The 17356-nt window shown below is 27.5% G+C and carries 17 protein-coding genes; 3 read left to right on the forward strand and 14 right to left on the reverse strand.

Annotation, left to right across the window (positions count from 1 at the left end):
* Positions 1-515 precede the first annotated feature (515 nt).
* Together NNC19_RS09475 and NNC19_RS09480 are read left to right on the forward strand one after the other, a co-directional pair.
* Positions 516-848 (forward strand): PadR family transcriptional regulator, encoded by a 333-nt coding sequence (locus tag NNC19_RS09475; protein ID WP_310938398.1) that lies wholly within the window; start codon positions 516-518, stop codon positions 846-848.
* Entirely contained in the window at positions 841-1518 is a 678-nt protein-coding gene (locus NNC19_RS09480; protein WP_310938399.1) for a hypothetical protein, read from the forward strand. The genes NNC19_RS09475 and NNC19_RS09480 overlap by 8 nt, the downstream gene beginning before the upstream one ends.
* Positions 1519-1586: 68 nt before the next feature.
* Here NNC19_RS09480 and NNC19_RS09485 read toward each other — a convergent pair whose 3' ends face one another.
* The 4 genes from NNC19_RS09485 to NNC19_RS09500 all read right to left on the reverse strand — a co-directional run bounded on the left by NNC19_RS09485 (position 1587) and on the right by NNC19_RS09500 (position 4917).
* Positions 1587-2258 (reverse strand): tetratricopeptide repeat protein, encoded by a 672-nt coding sequence (locus NNC19_RS09485; protein ID WP_310938400.1) that lies wholly within the window; start codon positions 2256-2258, stop codon positions 1587-1589.
* Between the two features lie 419 nt (positions 2259-2677).
* Positions 2678-3346: a hypothetical protein gene (locus tag NNC19_RS09490; RefSeq protein WP_310938401.1), complete on the reverse strand. Its 669-nt coding sequence runs from the start codon at positions 3344-3346 to the stop codon at positions 2678-2680.
* Positions 3316-3558: a PadR family transcriptional regulator gene (locus NNC19_RS09495; protein ID WP_310938402.1), complete on the reverse strand. Its 243-nt coding sequence runs from the start codon at positions 3556-3558 to the stop codon at positions 3316-3318. The genes NNC19_RS09490 and NNC19_RS09495 overlap by 31 nt, the downstream gene beginning before the upstream one ends.
* 159 nt (positions 3559-3717) lie before the next feature.
* Complete coding sequence (locus NNC19_RS09500; protein ID WP_310938403.1) at positions 3718-4917, reverse strand: IS1096 element passenger TnpR family protein; 1200 nt, start codon at positions 4915-4917, stop codon at positions 3718-3720.
* Positions 4918-5234: 317 nt separating this feature from the next.
* Between NNC19_RS09500 and NNC19_RS09505 the strand changes: the two genes are divergently transcribed.
* Positions 5235-5396 carry a hypothetical protein gene (locus NNC19_RS09505; protein ID WP_310938466.1) on the forward strand — a complete coding sequence of 54 codons (162 nt, stop codon included), beginning with the start codon at positions 5235-5237 and terminating at the stop codon, positions 5394-5396.
* Between the two features lie 244 nt (positions 5397-5640).
* On the opposite strand, the gene NNC19_RS09510 is transcribed toward NNC19_RS09505, so the two are convergent.
* The 10 genes from NNC19_RS09510 to NNC19_RS09555 form a co-directional block, all read right to left on the reverse strand.
* Complete coding sequence (locus NNC19_RS09510) at positions 5641-7569, reverse strand: DUF2075 domain-containing protein (RefSeq protein WP_310938404.1); 1929 nt, start codon at positions 7567-7569, stop codon at positions 5641-5643.
* A 229-nt stretch (positions 7570-7798) separates the two neighbouring features.
* Positions 7799-8659, reverse strand: coding sequence for a DNA adenine methylase (locus NNC19_RS09515; protein WP_310938405.1), 861 nt, complete (start codon positions 8657-8659; stop codon positions 7799-7801).
* Between the two features lie 62 nt (positions 8660-8721).
* Positions 8722-9795, reverse strand: a complete 1074-nt coding sequence (locus NNC19_RS09520; protein ID WP_310938406.1) for a DUF3883 domain-containing protein — start codon at positions 9793-9795, stop codon at positions 8722-8724.
* A gap of 302 nt (positions 9796-10097) precedes the next feature.
* Complete coding sequence (gene dcm / locus NNC19_RS09525) at positions 10098-11330, reverse strand: DNA (cytosine-5-)-methyltransferase (RefSeq protein WP_310938407.1); 1233 nt, start codon at positions 11328-11330, stop codon at positions 10098-10100.
* 264 nt (positions 11331-11594) lie between these two features.
* A complete protein-coding gene (locus NNC19_RS09530) occupies positions 11595-13082 on the reverse strand; it encodes a Sau3AI family type II restriction endonuclease (RefSeq protein ID WP_310938408.1) in 1488 nt (495 codons plus the stop codon).
* 150 nt (positions 13083-13232) lie between these two features.
* On the reverse strand, positions 13233-15752 hold the full coding sequence (locus NNC19_RS09535) for a DEAD/DEAH box helicase family protein (protein WP_310938409.1): 2520 nt from the start codon (positions 15750-15752) through the stop codon (positions 13233-13235).
* Between the two features lie 135 nt (positions 15753-15887).
* Positions 15888-16202 (reverse strand): nucleoside triphosphate pyrophosphohydrolase, encoded by a 315-nt coding sequence (locus NNC19_RS09540; protein ID WP_310938410.1) that lies wholly within the window; start codon positions 16200-16202, stop codon positions 15888-15890.
* Positions 16203-16321: 119 nt separating this feature from the next.
* Positions 16322-16639, reverse strand: a complete 318-nt coding sequence (locus NNC19_RS09545; protein ID WP_310938411.1) for a hypothetical protein — start codon at positions 16637-16639, stop codon at positions 16322-16324.
* A complete protein-coding gene (locus NNC19_RS09550) occupies positions 16621-16755 on the reverse strand; it encodes a hypothetical protein (RefSeq protein WP_310938412.1) in 135 nt (44 codons plus the stop codon). Before NNC19_RS09550 ends, NNC19_RS09545 begins: the two co-directional genes overlap by 19 nt.
* A gap of 118 nt (positions 16756-16873) precedes the next feature.
* Positions 16874-17143: a ribosomal protein L7/L12 gene (locus NNC19_RS09555; protein WP_310938413.1), complete on the reverse strand. Its 270-nt coding sequence runs from the start codon at positions 17141-17143 to the stop codon at positions 16874-16876.
* Positions 17144-17356: the final 213 nt, after the last annotated feature.

A 17356-nucleotide genomic window follows, 5' to 3' on the forward strand; every position in this document is an offset into this window, starting at 1 on the left:
TTCACTTAAGTTTAATTTAAAATTAACTTTATTAAACCTTGTAAAAGTTTTTGCCCTTTATCATTAGCAACTTTATCATAAGTTTTATAATATCATAAGCTTCTAAAGGAACTCCCTATAGTTTATGAATAGCTTCATGTACAGTGTGAATTAGGTTAACCACCGTAATTATTCGCTCCTTTTTGGATGCATAAATATACTTAAATTTATTAAGTATATGTTTATCAACATCTATCAACACATATTCACTCTGCTCTAATTCTATTTTTTATTAAATTCCCTATATTCTTATTATACCCCTATATAACTAAAAAACCTAATTTTAAATTATACCAACCTGCTTTAAGCCTTTTGGAATTTAATATATACAATCAGAAGTATTTCTTAAAACTAAATCTATTTTCAATATCAATGTCATCCTAATAAAAATACATTTTTTCTCTCCACTACTTTACAATGCAACCTAGTAGGATTATAATGAAATCACTAGGTTGTATTATAAGGTAGGTGAACATATGGCAAATACTTCACAATTATTAAAGGGTGTATTAGAAGGTTGCATCCTAAAAGTTATTAAAAATAGAGAAACTTACGGTTATGAGCTTTACAATATAATGAAAGATTATGGCTTTGAAAATATATCAGAAGGAACTCTTCATCCTTTACTAATTAGACTTGAAAAGAATGGATTACTCAAGTCTGAATTAAGGGACTCCCCTTTTGGTCCTAAACGAAAATATTTTTCTCTAACAGAAAAAGGTAAAACTGAACTTAAAGAATTTGATACTTCTTGGAATGACATAGTGACCACAGTAAAAAATATATGGGAGGATAACAGAAATGAGTAATATGAAAGAATTAATTATGGGGCTGAACAAAGCAAAAGAAAATTTATCTGAAGAGAACAGAAAAATATTTGATGGAATAATAATTTATATTAGAAGCTCTAACATAAAAACAAGAGATGCAGAAGAATTTCTTCAACAAACACTAGATAATTTTATTTCTGCTGAACATCAAAATATTTCTATAGAAACTTATTTGGGTACAAGTGATATAAAAGGTTATTGCAAAGAAATTGTAGATACTTATAAATCTACTTATAGCAAATTTAGTCTTATAGGACAATATGTATACTATGGTGCTTTAGGACTAACAATACTTTTTTCAATAGCATATCTTTCACAAAATCTCCAATCTATATTAAAGAATGGTTTATCTAATTTTAGCTTAAATATGTTTATTACTCCTATTATAGTTCTAGAATTAATTCTAGTTATTCCTCTAACACTAGCTGCATTCACATGGACAAGACTCCAAAGTTTTAAGGAATATACAAAAAAGCAATCTGTTATTGAATTTTTGGTAATGTGGGTTATTATGATGCTATTTATAGGTTCTTTAGTACTAATTGGATTATTATTTAAAAATGTAATACTTTTTTCAGTTCCAATATATATTTTGCTTCCAATTTTTCTAATACTTTATTTTGCAAGTAAACATCTTGTAGAAGCATAATCATAGTTTAACATAAATAAAGTGGTGCATTTGATCTTATTATAACTAAATGCACCACTTCATTTTTACTACTTTAGCAACTCCACAAAATCTGAAAACACCGTTATCTTTTTGTTTAACTCAAAAAAATCTCTAAATTCTGCTCCATCACCATCTTTAATTTCATTTTTAAAAGATTCAAATTTATCCACAGATTCTTTAAGACATAATAAGAAAATTTTTATATCATCTGTATATCCATTTTTAATAGCTTTCTCATAATAATTGAGAGCTTTCAATAGATTTTTTTCTACTCCAATACCTATATAATAACAGTTTGCAAGACGATAGGTTCCTATAGGCTCAGCAAGTTTATGTGCTTTCTTAAAGTACTCATAAGCTTTTTTTCTATTCTTCTTTTTCACACCATTTCCTTCAAGATATGCTAATCCTAGGCACACATATGCTAAAGGATTTTTATTTTCTTTAGCCATCGTAAATAATTCTACCGCTTTATTATAATCTCTTTCTAATTTCTCTCCATTATAATAACATGCCCCCAAATGACATTGAGCTTCTCCATGTCCATTTTCAGCAGCTATATTAAGCCACTTAATTCCTTCTTCATAATTAACTTCAACGCCATCTCCATTAAAATACATTTTCGCATACATATATTGTATTTCTACATTGTCAGCATTAACTTTTTTTGCATCATATTTTAAATCTTTTCTTCTAATTAAATCTATAACATTCTCCATAAGCTACCCCATTTAACTTTTTAGTTACCTATAATTTTTTATCGAAACTTTTTATAATTAATTCATAGCTAAATAAATTCATCTTAAGTAAGTATTTTACATGCATAATTTATACTTACTTTAGCACCTTTTCACATATTAATTTTTTAACCTAAAAAAAGATAGATTTTCCTTGTAACAACAAGAATTCTATCTTTTTTATTATAAAAATTTATAAATACTAACCAAAAAATCCACTTTTTATCCCTTACAAACAACTTAAAACTATGAAGTTATTATCTTAGGTAAAACTTAGTAAATTAATTAACAAAAAATCGCTATTAAAATGATTACGAGATTTAGATCTTTTAGTTAATATTTATCTTTAGTAAAAATACTCTTAATATTCCTAAACTCCTTATAAATCATATAACTTCCTATTAATTCTTATTCTTCTCAGTTTTCCAATACCATCTAGGAAAAGCTATAGAAATTGCTATAAGGGCAGGAGTAGAAATATTGCTGTAAAGAGTATTAATTGTATAGTATGAACTCATAGATACTGAATGTAATAACACTATTCTTACTGCGGCTTGACTTATATTTAAGACACCCCAAGCAATACTAAGTATTATCCAAGTTTTTTTGTATTTAGCTGTCATTTTAAACTCTTCTGGCAAGTTTCTCAAGTAAGATTGTTCTACTATTACTTGAAGTAATATAAAGGAGTAGCGTATATAATTATACGCTGCCTCTGATACTTTATAATCTTTTATTTCTTCTAAGTTTTTTAATGTTTCTTCACACCACTTTATCTTTGCTTCCTCAGCATGCTTTCCATAACTAAGTGTAGTAGTCCATAATACTAAAGTTTTTTTAGATACTTCTTGATTTTTAGTCTTTATTAAATTCTCAATGTTTGAATATTGGGAAATTCTTTCTTCACTTTCTTTTTTTATTCTTTGAAGTTTTTCAATAAGATTTGCAGCTGGTATATTTTCAGACCAAAATATCTTTAGTAGTAATTCAGATCTGACTGGTTCAGATTCTATAGGGGCTAATAGCCATTCTTCTAATTCTACTCTCCCTTTTTCTGTAATAGAATACACATTTTTGCTGGTCTTCCTTCAGTTTGCTCTACTTGCTTTGTTATCAATTCTTCCTGTTCCATTTTTTGTAGTACAGGATATATATGGCCATAATTTTCATTCCAGAAATGTCCTATAGAAGAATCACAAAACTTTTTTATATCATATCCAGATCCAGACATTAAACTTAATGCACCTAACAAAGCATATTTTGTTTTATTTGTTTTTGCCAATTTAAATTCACTCCATTTCATTTGTATATATATCGCTCTGATATATAGTCAATACATTTTTTGATTTTTTTTACAAATGAATTGTACAAAGAAAAAAGTGCTCCCCCCTCCAAAAAGTAGCACTTTTTTTAATTAATATTCAATTAATTTAATCTGAATCTAGTATTGACTAGGCGACTTACCTTTTTCTTCTATAACTGTAGGTTTTAACAATAAAGGAGATTCTTCATCTATATTTATAAGTTCTAAATCAAATTTCCATTGATCTCCAAAATCATAAAGGTATACCATTATCTCACCTTCGTATAAATCTAAAGAAGCTATTGTTGTATTCTCTGCTACCTCCTCATCTTCATCATCTTCATAACTAAAATTTCTTGCATATTCACAATATACTGGCATTCCTGTTCTTCTGTTACCACCTATATAAAAGACATAAAGATGATCATTATCAAAACTAAATGCTTGTTGAATGGAATTATGTAAATCTCCTAAAGTATGAGTATGTGACAAACTTATTTTTCTCCATACTGTTTTTGATAAACTTACCTTAAAAGTATAAACACCCTTTGCATCCATCATATAATTATCATCTACTGTATTATTTACAGGCTCATCAACGAAAAGATATTGAAATCTTTCAAAAGCCTCATCTTTATTTGCTCTCATTTTAAATCCTATTTTATTCAAAAGTAACTCCAAGTCATCAATTCCCCAAAGGATTAATGCCTCTTCCACTAAAAAACTAATTACTTCTATTCCAAATTCATTAGGTAAAAATGCTTTTACAGAATCTTCATACTTGCCCTTTGCACCATCAATTAATTCTATTTCACCAAATCCAAAGAATTTTAGGTGATGAAAAAACTCTGCTCCTTCTGAAAACATTATATCAGTAGCATTTTCGTTTATAATTCTCTCGCCTTCCTCAGACTCAGATATATTATCTAAAGTGTTATAGAAATTAAGAACATTTATCCATCTACCAAATTTATCTTTAAACTTATATTTAGTCCAAAATGTTTGCAATAAGAAAACATACTTTTCATATTTATTTAAGCTTTTATAACTTTCCATTCTATCAGTCTCAATGAGCCTTAACTTTCCTTTTTCATCTCCACCTTTTATATACAGCTTACTGTCTAGAGCTAAAGTGAACATAAATTCTATAACTGGATATTTATCTTGATTAAGAGTTGGAGCCTCTACATCTTTTTTGTATATAAGACGTTCATTTAGCTTAAAAGAATCCTTTTTACCTAATACTTCTTTTTGAGCTGTTAGTATTGGTTTTTCAATTTCATTAAATTCTATAAATTTTTCAAAATCATTTAATGTATTTTCAATATTATATTTCATTTCTCACATTCCTATCTTATATATAATCAAAAGCAAAGCTTATTACTCGCCCATAAATTCCTTGTTTCAATATTATACCACCCTTTTACAAATCTATATTATACGAGTTAAGTTTTATAATTAGTATATCATAAATAAAATTAATGCTTAATTTGTTCTTTTCGTTTATTTTTTTATATCCTATCTACATAATTATGGTATAATATTAAAATCACAATAAAAAAGCCGTAGTTGGATGGCTACGGGGGTTTTGAACGTTTTATCCTCCTTGGGCTATTGGTGAATCATTTCACTATAGCTAGGAGGTGGTATTGGATATGTTTGATACTTTTATAAAATGTATATCGATTGTCTATATAATTAGATTAATTCTAAAACATAATCTTTTTATAAATCATTTAAAAATTAAGATTAAATTTATTGGTCTTGATATAGAAGTTAAAAGCAAAGAAAAAAGTGCCCCATCCTGCAAAGAGTAGCACTTTTTCTTAATTAATCTTCAATTAATTTAATCCAATAGCCCTAAACCAAAATAAACGGTTCTAAAGCTTAGCTTAGTGTTGACGCACTAAGCTTTTCTTATTTGCACTCTGTATAAGTGCGATTTGCTAAATCATAGATTTAGAATCTTACTTATATTATATCAAACTTTTATAAAAAATAAACCTAAATAATTATAATTTCTCTTTGCTTCTTTTCCATCTTTATATTCAATCATATATTCTACCTATTTAAAACTTTTCCCTTTTCAATTTCCTTAACCCCAATTTGATGGCTAAAGAGATTGATTCTTTCCTTAAAATAATCACTAAGAGCTTTATCTTCACACCAAACATAACATCCTTTTAGCCCTCTAGTCATAAGGATTCTGTAAGTATTTTTGATTAACTCATCACTAATCTTTAGAGCCTTTTCTTTGTCTTCTTTATATAGCTTCTTAATTCCATTTAAGCTTTTATCTGTTTTTGCTCTTTTAGTGAAATCTGTTACTATCTTTCCATCTTCAAATCTTAAATCATTACCTATTATTACTCCAACATATTCAAACTCAAGACCTTGGGAAGTGTGTATGCAGCCACATTGATTTACAGATTCTTTGTCAATTGCCCATGTTGTGCTATTGCTTAGATTCCACTTCATTTTGAAATCATATTCTGGAAACTCTATATCATATTTATCATAGTTTTGCTTTTTGGTTATCCATTCATAGCAATATCCTGCAAGAAGTCTTGCCTTATTATTGATTTTATTTTTCTCTTCTATTGCCTTTCTCATCTCTGTTGGATTATCAAATACCTTAAAGTCAAAATCAAATTCAAAGCCATCAAAGTTTCCTGTTTCTCTTATTTCTAAAATATCATCAAGCCAAGAGATATATCCATCAGAGCCATTACATCTAAATTGTGATGTAAGCTTTAACTTTCTAGTTTTTACAGCTAGTGCTTTTGCATGTTTTTCTACTTCTTCTATGCTACCTATATCATCCATAGTGACTTTTTGATTATTATCTACAAAGAAAATAGATACTCTTGCTGTATTTATAATTTCTTTGATTTGATTCTCACCTTTATTTTTAAACATACCTGATTTTGCATTAAGTCTATGAGCTTCATCTACTATTAAAACATCTATTTCATTTTCTGTGGTCTCAGTATAAACACCTGAGCCTTTGAATAAGTTATTAATATATTTTTGAGTATAATTCCCCTTAAGCTTTTCTGTATAAACAGCTCTAGGTGCAGCATTTTTAGTTACATACTGACAATTTAAATCCATATTGCATATTTTAACTAGAAGATTTATGGCTAATACTGACTTTCCTGTGCCTGGGCCACCTTCTATAATTATTGTTTTCTTTTCATTATTTTTAATAGCGTTACGAACAGTTCTTATAATGCTTTCATAAGCAACTTTTTGATCATCTATCATTACAAACTCTTCATTTCCATCTAGCATAACTTTAAGAGCATCTTGAAGTGACTTTGATGGACGGATTTTACCACCTTCTATGTAGTAAATACCTTTTCCTTGGTCTGCCTTCTTTACATATTTACAGATGAATTCTCTAAGCTTTATAACATCACCTTTTGTATATGCTGGAGCTTTGTTAATCCAATCAGTGTAAACTTCTGCTTCAAGAGGATCATTTTCTTCTTTCTTTATGTAGTTATGTAAATATGCACAAGGATGTAGTTTTATATTTTCTTTTTCTACTGCATCATTGTAATCTCCTATTAAACTGGCATATGACCATGCTTGGTAGGATGGATGAGCTGTTTTTACTTTACTATTTCTTCTCATTGCAGTTTTTACTATGGCATCTTCATCTTCTACCGCTTCTACTTCATCCCACTGTTTAAGTTCTACAATGATTACATTTTCTTTTTCCTCTTCATCAAGACCAGTTAGGATAAAATCTACTCTTTTTGATGTAGCAGGAATTCTGTATTCTATGGCAACTCCACATTCATCTGGAATATCATCTGTGTTAAGTGCTTTGTACATATAAAGCATTGATCTATCCCATGCTCTGAATTCTGCTTCTCTGGATTTTCCTATTTTATTTTTGTATTCTCTATCTATTAGAATGCTAATTTCATCATTGGTTACGTGATCCATGAAATCTTTTTTGCTTGCTTGATATACAATCACTTTTCTTTTCCCCTTTTTCTGTTCTATGTGTTTTTTTTATTATATCATATAGCTAAAGCTGAGATTCCTTATAAAATAATGAAATCTCAGCTTATATACTTATGTTTATCTGTTAATTTTAATTTCCTAAATTTAGATTTTACATCCCATTTAAATATAATCTTTTACAAGAAATTTAGCTCTCTTAGTTATTTAATTTTTTCACAGCTTGTCTTATTTTAATTGAAAACTAAATTTTATACCAAATAACTTCATTACTATCTCTATTTATTCTTTTTTTATTATTTATAGTTGCTGAAGTTTTAGATTTAATAATCTCTTTTCTCCAACCATTTTCAACAAGGTTATCATATATACTACTATCATAACCACTAATTACTGACTTTCCTTTTAATGTTAGCAACTTATTAATTAACTCTTTATGATTTTTTAATGTAAATTCATTTGAATATACTTTTTTATAAATTCTTTCATCCTGAATATATGGTGGATCAAAATAGAAAACAACATTTTCTTTATCATATTTATCTATGCATTCAAATACATCATAATTAGTAACTTGCATTTCTCTAAACTTTTCCACTACGTCTGGTAAATTTTCATCTATATTTCTCAACCAACTACTAACACATTGAGCCATTCCTCGTCTACTTTTACTTTTACTATTTCTCCAAGTTTGTTTTTTTATCATAGCACCACTAGCATTAATACTTTGCATTGTTGCAACATAGAATTTTGCTGCATTTTCTACCATTCCGCAATTTATATCTAACTGACTTTGTAATAATTCATACTCTCCTTTACTATATAAAGTTAATGACAACCTCCTCACTAACTTTTCGCTTAGCTCATAGTCTCTCAATACATTAAAAAAATTAATTAGTTTTTTATTTATATCATTATAAATTATAATTGGTTTTTCTACATTTAATGATACTATTCCACTCCCTGCAAATATATCCACAAAAATATTACTATTTGCTTGTTCTATATAATATATTATCTTATTCAGAAGTTTCCTTTGAACATCTCCACCTTTTCCACCATACCAATTTATTGGTGAATCTAATATAAATTTTTTACTACTCATAAAAATAATACACCTAATATTAATTAATTCCCTAATTAATATTAAGTGTATTGCAAAATTATTCATAAAATTAAGTAATACTTATAATTGACATTGTTAATATACAATTTATGCTCACTTGTCATTTTTAAATATTCCTCTGAAAATTCTTCTGAAAAGTTTTTGATAATTCTCACTTTTGGTTTTGTAAGTAAGTCATTTACTAATATTATAAAATACTTATCAGAACTTTTTTTCATCTCAATAAGCTCATTTCTTGTTAATACAACTTCATTTACTTTATTCTTACTACTTTTAACCTCAAACTTGTATTTAACTTTTTCCATATCAACTTCAATATCATATCCCTTTCCTACAGACTTATCCTCTTCATTATCATTCCTTATCTCTAAATCATGATTGAACCAAATTATTTCTATATTTTTATCTTTATTTATCTTTAAAATTTTTAATATATTCTTAAATTCTCTTTTTAAAAAAATATAAGCCGCCTTTTCACCTGTTAATCCATCAATTTTTGATGAACTATATGAATTGATTTTATTATTTATTGGTTTACTACCTTTTTCTAAATTTTGTTCTTTTCTGTTTATATTACTAGTATCCCATTCAATCTCTATTTCATCACTTGAGCACTCCCAATACTTTTTAATCAATTTTTCATCATCATTTTTTTTATTATGTATAGCTGAATAATATCTTAAAATATATTTTAATCTCTCTTCTTTTTCATCTCTTAATAATGTTATCCCACACAATCTATCATAATCTAAAACATTTAATATTTCTTGTTTACTAATTTTAACTTTTTCTATTTTTTCTATAAGTATTGTACATTCATAATCACTCTTTGAACTATCACCCCATATTTGTTCAGGAAAATGTTTTCCAATAATCTTATTTTTTACAACTCCATAATATAAATTATTATCAGACTTGTTATCAGTAGCATATATAGCTATTACATCACCTTTTTTAATATCATTTGAATACTTTTTACATTTATTCTTAGTTGATATTGCCCATGCATATATATACTTAGATTTATCATTAATATCTAAATAATTTTTATTAATTGGATTAAGAATTGATTGTTCAATATTTCTATAATTTCCTGGTGCTAAATAATAACTCATTAAATCAACTCCATTAATTAATAAATTACTATTTATTTTTCCCTTTTATATAGAAAATATAATTTTCTTATTATAGTTAATTCTTATAAACAAATCATTAATTCTTGTATAATTAATTAGAAATATACATATCTATTATTATATAAATTAATTATGCTCATAAGTATAAAAGTTAACTATATGTAACTATACTAATTTTTCATATAAAATTTTATAATCAAAAAACAGTAGTTAATTCTGTCTATCAAACAAAATTGACTACTGTTTTACTCATACTTCATTACTATAATTAATTTGCTTAACTACTTCTCTTGTTTTACTATCTCATGTAATTTCTTTCCCATATGCTCTATTAAATTTACAACTAGTGCATTCCCCATACAAAAGTATCTAAATGATTGCGTCATTGCAGTATCAGTCCAATTATCTGGGAAACCATTTATTCTCTCACATTCTAATGGAGTTAATATTCTTAAATTACCAGTTGAAATATCTTTAACAACATGAGTACTTCTGTTTTTACTACCTTCACTTGTAAGCATAGTTCGTGCTGGCTTATCTAGTGGATCAGGAAAGGATATTCCACCTTCTCTAAATACGTATTTATGTCCATCTTTAGACGTTCTATTAATAGCTTTTGGGCCTTTCATATACGTCCACTTTTCTAAATCATCACCAGATAAAATATACTTTTCGTCAACCTGTTTTTCCAATATATCATTTAATGTTAACTGCTTCTCTGTTATTATATCTCCTGGTATAGTTTCAATTGTAGATATAATTCCATCTCTATACACACCAGAATTTTTAAATTCAAACTTAAACTCATCAGAAACTTTAAGTGTATCTAAATCATATAGCTTTTTAATATCTATGCTACTAATTAATTCCTCAGAAAAAGTTTCTACATTAAATATAGACCCAAAGAAACCTTTATTTTGAAGTTGATTATAAACACTTTGTTCTTTTAAACTTTTATAATAATTTGTTGTATTATGTACCGCAAAAATAAAAATACGTCTTCTTCTTTGCTGAAAACCATACTCTGCTGCATTTATAACTCTCCACTCAACTGAATATCCTAGTTTAGCTAGACAATTTATTATAATTCCAAAATCACGACCACGTTGTTTTGTTGGAGATTTAAGTAATCTATCCACATTCTCCAAAAGCACAAAAGGAGGTCTCTTTTCTTTTAAAATTCTTTCAATTTCCCACCATAATACACCTTTTTTGCCCTGTATTCCTTTTGCTCCAGTGCTAGCCACTGAATAATCTTGGCACGGGAATCCCCCAACCAATATAGTATGATTTGGAATATGTCCTGCTGGAACTTGTGATATATCTGTATTGCTTAACTCATCTACTCCCCCAAAGGCTTCAAAATGACTCCTATAACATTCAAACGCATGTTGAACTTTTTTGCTAGGCTCCCATTGATTGAACCAAACTGTTTTCCAATCAGATGAACTTTTTTCAAAGCCTACTCTAAATCCGCCAACCCCAGCAAATAATTCACAAATTGTATATTTCATGTTTTAGCCTCCTCATATGACTTTTTGATTATACTATATTTTAGAGAAAATAAAAATTACTCTAGTATAAAATTCTATACTATTATCAAAGTTACTTCTCGAACATTCGTTCTTAATCTCTTTTAATATTATTACTACAAATCTAACTATTATTCAAGCATTATTTTACTTTTGAAAGTATAAAATAATAAATTGCCCATTTATTTCTATATAGCATAATTACAAAAGCATATTTTCTTCATAGGCAAGAATACTTGTCCTATTTTATAGGATATTATTTTTTATCTGTTCTAGTATAAATTCTCTATTAAACCAAAAGCATTGTTTAGTCATATATCTTCCTGATGGTAATAAATCTCCATAAGGACTATCTGCTGTATATCCTGATTTACTTGTATGAGGTCTCATGTGTGAAACTCTATTTTCACTTGCTTTAGGCAAATCATTTTCCATTCTAGTTCTATTCCCCCAAGTTTTTTCTCTTAACCCAGCACCCTCTTTAATAACTTCTCTTGCTTTTTCCCATACCTTCTTTACTTCAGCAGCATCACTTTCTGATACCTGCCACAACATTATATTGTTAAAAAACAGATGATTTTGAGTATATTCTTTATTGTTTTTATCCTTATTATACATTTCATCCTTCTTAAAGATTACAAGCATATATTTTTGCTCAATCATATTCTCTTTTGTACTAGATTCTTCCCATTCTTCATTTATTAAATCCATAAACTTAACATAAGGAAATGACATATGTTGTTCAATTTTATTCCCATCATGTTCAACTCTTATTGTTTTTATTTTTATTCCAGCTTTTTTAAACTCTGAACTATTTTCTACATCTGTAATATTTAGAGCTTTTGATATCAACAATTGATTTAACGATTTCGAATTGCTACTAATTCCTAATTCTTTTTTCATTTCTGCTTGACTTTTGCCAAAGTATGGCTTTAGCTTATTCCTTAAATATTCTTCTAAATCTATATTATCAATATTTTCAGTATCTTTAATAATATTTTCATCAATTTCTTCTCCATATATATATGAATTAAGAATATATGTCATGTATGAAGGTTTTAATGAGTATGCTCTTTCTCTTGCTTTAACAGCATTAACATCACGTTGTTTTCTTAATGATTTTTCTGCAGTAGACCCCTTTGTACATGCAGCTAAATACATAGTATCACTTTCTGATAGTTCATGGGCATTATTATTTTTTATTTTATCTGCTATAATCATCCAATCATTTTTTATAATTTTTAAATCTTTTTCAGGAATTTTAAATAATGCTACTTCCTCTATTGTAAACTGTTTTTTTAATTCATACTTCTCTTCAGCTGATAAACTATTCTTTTTCTCTTTTTTTCTTTGAGCATTAATTTCAGGTGATACATCATGGTATGACATTAATAATGTTGTTTCATTCTTTTTCCAATAGCTACTTTTATAAAAATCATCTAAATTCTCTTTTTCATAATTAATTATATTGCAAACTAATCTTTCTTTAGCTCTTATCCCTTTTGAATTAATAAAATAAGGTGTTACTTTCAATTCAACTCCAGCTTCTACAAAATCTGGTTCAGACTCACTATTATTTTCGATGCTAAACCAATCTTGTTCAATCATTTTCCCAGCACCACCTTTTACTTCCTTAAGCTTGTCCGACTTATCTATATCCTTAAACGGAACACCTATTACTTCCCTTCCCCTTACTAGCACTTCTTCTTTTGTTTTATATATACTTGATGGCATTTTATTTTCTCCTCCTTTTAATTAATATCTTAAGCTAAAAATGCTATTCTAAGTTTCTCTTAATTACATATGCTTTAAATAAATTATAATCTAATTCATATGAATTTAAAATTATAGAACTTGATTTTATACATACCCAAAATAAAAGTTCTATTTAACATTTAACTCTAGATTTCTCTCATCATAATACTTCTGAACCCTAAACCAAATAGCATCCCTCATATGCTCCACAAACTTCTCATCAGAAACAATCCCCCTAAGCTCTTCATCCAAAACCATAACAACTCCCTCAAAAGTCCTAAAGAATTCCCCCTCACTCTTAAGAAGAAACTTAACAGGATTATCCTTAGCAAGCTTCACAAACTTCGCCTTATCCCAATTTTCAAAATCAGCTGTGCTTTTGTGTCTTAGCATATCCACCTTATTAGACCCTTTATGGTAGAATTCATAGAAGCTCTTATAAATATCATCTTCATCAATTTCCATCTTCACATTACCTTCATTATAAAAAGCAAGTAAAATAGGCATCTTATAACTTTTGCTCATACTAGTATTTTCGAGCATTTTTATAAAATTATAACCCTTACTACTAACTAAAGTTTGTTCCTCTTCAAACAATTCTCTATTATTCTTTAAGAATCCTAAATAATCATTAAAAGGATTTAGGGAACTTTTCACTTTCTTAATAGCTGTATAAATTTCATCATCTATATTATTGAAGAATTCCACTCTACTTGGTCTATGCTTCAATTCTTCTTTAACTCTAAAGTACTCTTCCTTTATACGATCTTCTATCTTCATTTCCTTTGCAGCTAATTTTTTGAATATGTCCATAATTCTAAAGTCAAAATCTACTCTGCAATCTTCTGGATATTCTTCTTCATTAAATATTCCTTTTTTAGCTTCTAATTTTGAATATTGTTTCCCACTTAGCAAAAATGGCATAAGATCTGCTTTTTTGAAGTTTCCTATGAAATCTAATACATTTAGATATTTCTTATCTTTATATTTTCTAAGACCTCTTCCTAGCTGTTGTAAAAATACTGTTGGTGATTCTGTTGGTCTTAAAAACATTACCATATCTATTGATGGAATATCTAAGCCTTCATTAAACATATCTACAGAAAATATTACTTGAATATCGCCTTTAGCAAGTTTACTTATTGCCTCTTTTCTATCTGCTGAGTATTCTCCCTCTTCTCCACTATATACAGCTACTGCCTTTATCCCATTTTCCATAAAGAATTTTGCCATATAATCAGCATGTCTTCTTGAAGTACAAAAACCTAAAGCTCTTTGAGAATTGTATTTTCTATAATGATTTAAAATTAAGTCACCTCTTTTATTAATCATTAAAGCATCTTCTAATTCTTTCTCATTATATTTTCCTCTTTGAATTTGAACATTATTATAATTCACTGTTTCATCATAAACTCCATAATATCTAAAGGGTACTAAATAACCTTTGTTTATAGCTTCACTAAGTCTAATTTCATAGACAGTGTTATAATCACAAAGTGAAAATACATCTTTTGAATCTAGTCTTTCTGGTGTTGCTGTTAATCCAAGTAAAAACTTTGGTGTAAAGTAATCTATTATTTTTCTGTAATTACTTGAAACTGCATGATGGAACTCATCTATTATTATGTAATCAAAATAATCTTTATTAAAATATTCTTCATTTAAATATTCTTCTTTACCTAAAGTTTGAACTAATGCAAAAACCATTTCTTTATCTTTTTCTTTAATGCTGTTATAAAAGAAACCTATATTTTCAGTCTTTCTAACATTTTTAAAACTTATAGCTGCTTGTTTTATTATTTCTTCTCTATGAGCAACAAATAGAATTCTATTAGCTTTTATTGAATCAAAAGCAGCTAAATATGTTTTCCCTATACCTGTTGCTGCAACTACTAATGCTTTATCAAAACCCTCTTCTCTAGTTTTTTCCAATGCATACAAAGCTTCTATTTGTGCTCCTTTAGGCTCAAATAGTTCTATTACCTTATTTCCTTCAATGTCTTTCACATCAACATTTATCTTTTCATTTTCTTTAGCCTTTTTAATATCTTTATAAACCTGTGGTCTTTTCCAGTTCTTTGAATACTCTTTCATTACATTGTCATCTATAATATCTGAATAATTGTTAAAAAGATTTTCAAATTCATTATAGAAAGCATTAAAATCTTCTGTGTTTTGAGATTTTAAAAATCTGTAATTCCATTCTATTGAATTTGTTAATGCTCCTTTTGAAAGGTTTGATGAGCCTATGTAGATTTCACTGTCTTCATCATTATGGAATATGTATGATTTGGGGTGGAATGATTTATTTGGTACATTGTAAAATCTTAAATCTACTTTATCTTTAAGTTCTCTTTTTAACATATATAAAGCAGTTGGGGATGTGATGTTTAGATAGCTTCCTGTTAATATTCTAATGCTAACATTTCTATCTATTGCTTCCTTTAGATCATCTAGAATCATTTTTACTCCAGAATCCATCAAGAAAGAAACTATTATATCTATTGCTTTTGCATTTTTAATACTTTCTTTTAGCTTTTTATATAAATGATTTTCTTCTCCAGTACTAACATTTCTATTTATGTACTTAAAATCAACAATTGATTCATGCTCTACTATATCTATTAATTCTTCTTTAATACTTTTCATAAATATCTCCTTATCTTTATAATTATTATTCTACCATAATTAAGTTTCTATTTTGAAATTTACTAAATGAACCTTACTGTTTTTATCTATACAAAAAAATAGAGTAACTTCATTTTTATAAAGCTACTCCATATTTTAATTTGTTTTTACACATTTAAGTACTATTCCTTCTTTAAATCCACCACGTTCTTCTTTTTTCTTTTCTCTCATTTTTAGAAGATCTTCTTCACTGTATCCTAAATTATTAGCAAGACCAAATAGCACTTCCATTATATCTGCTAATTCTTCTAAGTTTTTATCTTCTAAAAATTCCTCTACTTCTTCTTTAAGCTTTGCTTCTAGAAATTCATATCTTCTTTCTTTAGGTGCAATTATAAATTCGCACTCTTTTCCAGTTCTTTTTATTATTTCTGGAATTTTATCTCTTACAAGCTTATTATACTTTTTCATTTCATTTCACCTTCTCCTCAAACCTTTTTAAGTTAACAGAAAAAGTTTATCATGAATATTTTTTTATTACAAACTTGAAAACTCTCTTCTCAATTGAATATTTCATTTATAACATATAATTAAAACTCAAAATAATCTGAACGTTTGAAATCCTCTTCACTTAAAACTTCCTTCTCCTCAATCATCCTTAGAAAATACTCAATTGTAGCATTAGCTGCTTGTCCTACAGTTTTTCCATAGCCAATGCCTGGTGCCACAGATCCATCTTCATTTTTGAACAAAAGGTTTGTATATCCTACGTATCTCCCACTTTGTCTTTCATAAACTTTAATTTTAAATTTACCATATGGTGTCTTTAGTGTTTCAGTAATATTAAACTCTCCAACACATTTTTCAATATTACTTATTCCTTCAAATTTTATGTTTTTCCATTCCACTTTCTCCTACCCCTTCCTAAGTAATTCCACATCCATGTGCTTTCTATTGTTACTGAATCTATATGACTTATTACAAGTAACATATTTAAAAGTGTCATACTTAAATATCGATTCATTTTATCTTTTTCTTTAATTCTTTCACTTATAAATCAAGAAACATGTAAGTTTTCTCTCAATAAAAATAGATGGAGCAACTCATTTTTAACAGAGTTACTCCATCTCTAAACTTCTTATCTACATCAGTTTATCAACATAATCCTTTGCTTCCTTTAACCCAACACCACTAATCTCTCTATACTTTTTAATTGCTGGAATCTTTTTCCCTCTTGAAACAAGATCTTTTATCTCATCATCTACTTTTGGTTCTGGAACTCCTACTTGTTTTGCAATTTTCTCTAAGATTGAATTAGTTCTTTTTATCTCATTGCTCAATTTACCAATTGAACTTGATATGCTCATTAATGCTCCTAAGCAAAAAATTATCCAAATAATATTACTTTCCATATGCTCCTCCAGTCATACTATCTACTGATTTCAACATTCTAACTAGTATAAGCTTTTGTGATTCTATTGGCATCTTAGTTTTCTTAACAAGTTTAGTAAATTCATCAAATATATTTTTTTCTATTTCATCAAAGGTATATATACTTTTTTCATCATCTATTAAATAATAAATCTTTATGTAACAATTAGTATTTGATTTATTTTCTATAAACT

Source organism: Clostridium sp. SHJSY1, assembly GCF_031626875.1.
Lineage (GTDB): Bacteria > Bacillota > Clostridia > Clostridiales > Clostridiaceae > Clostridium.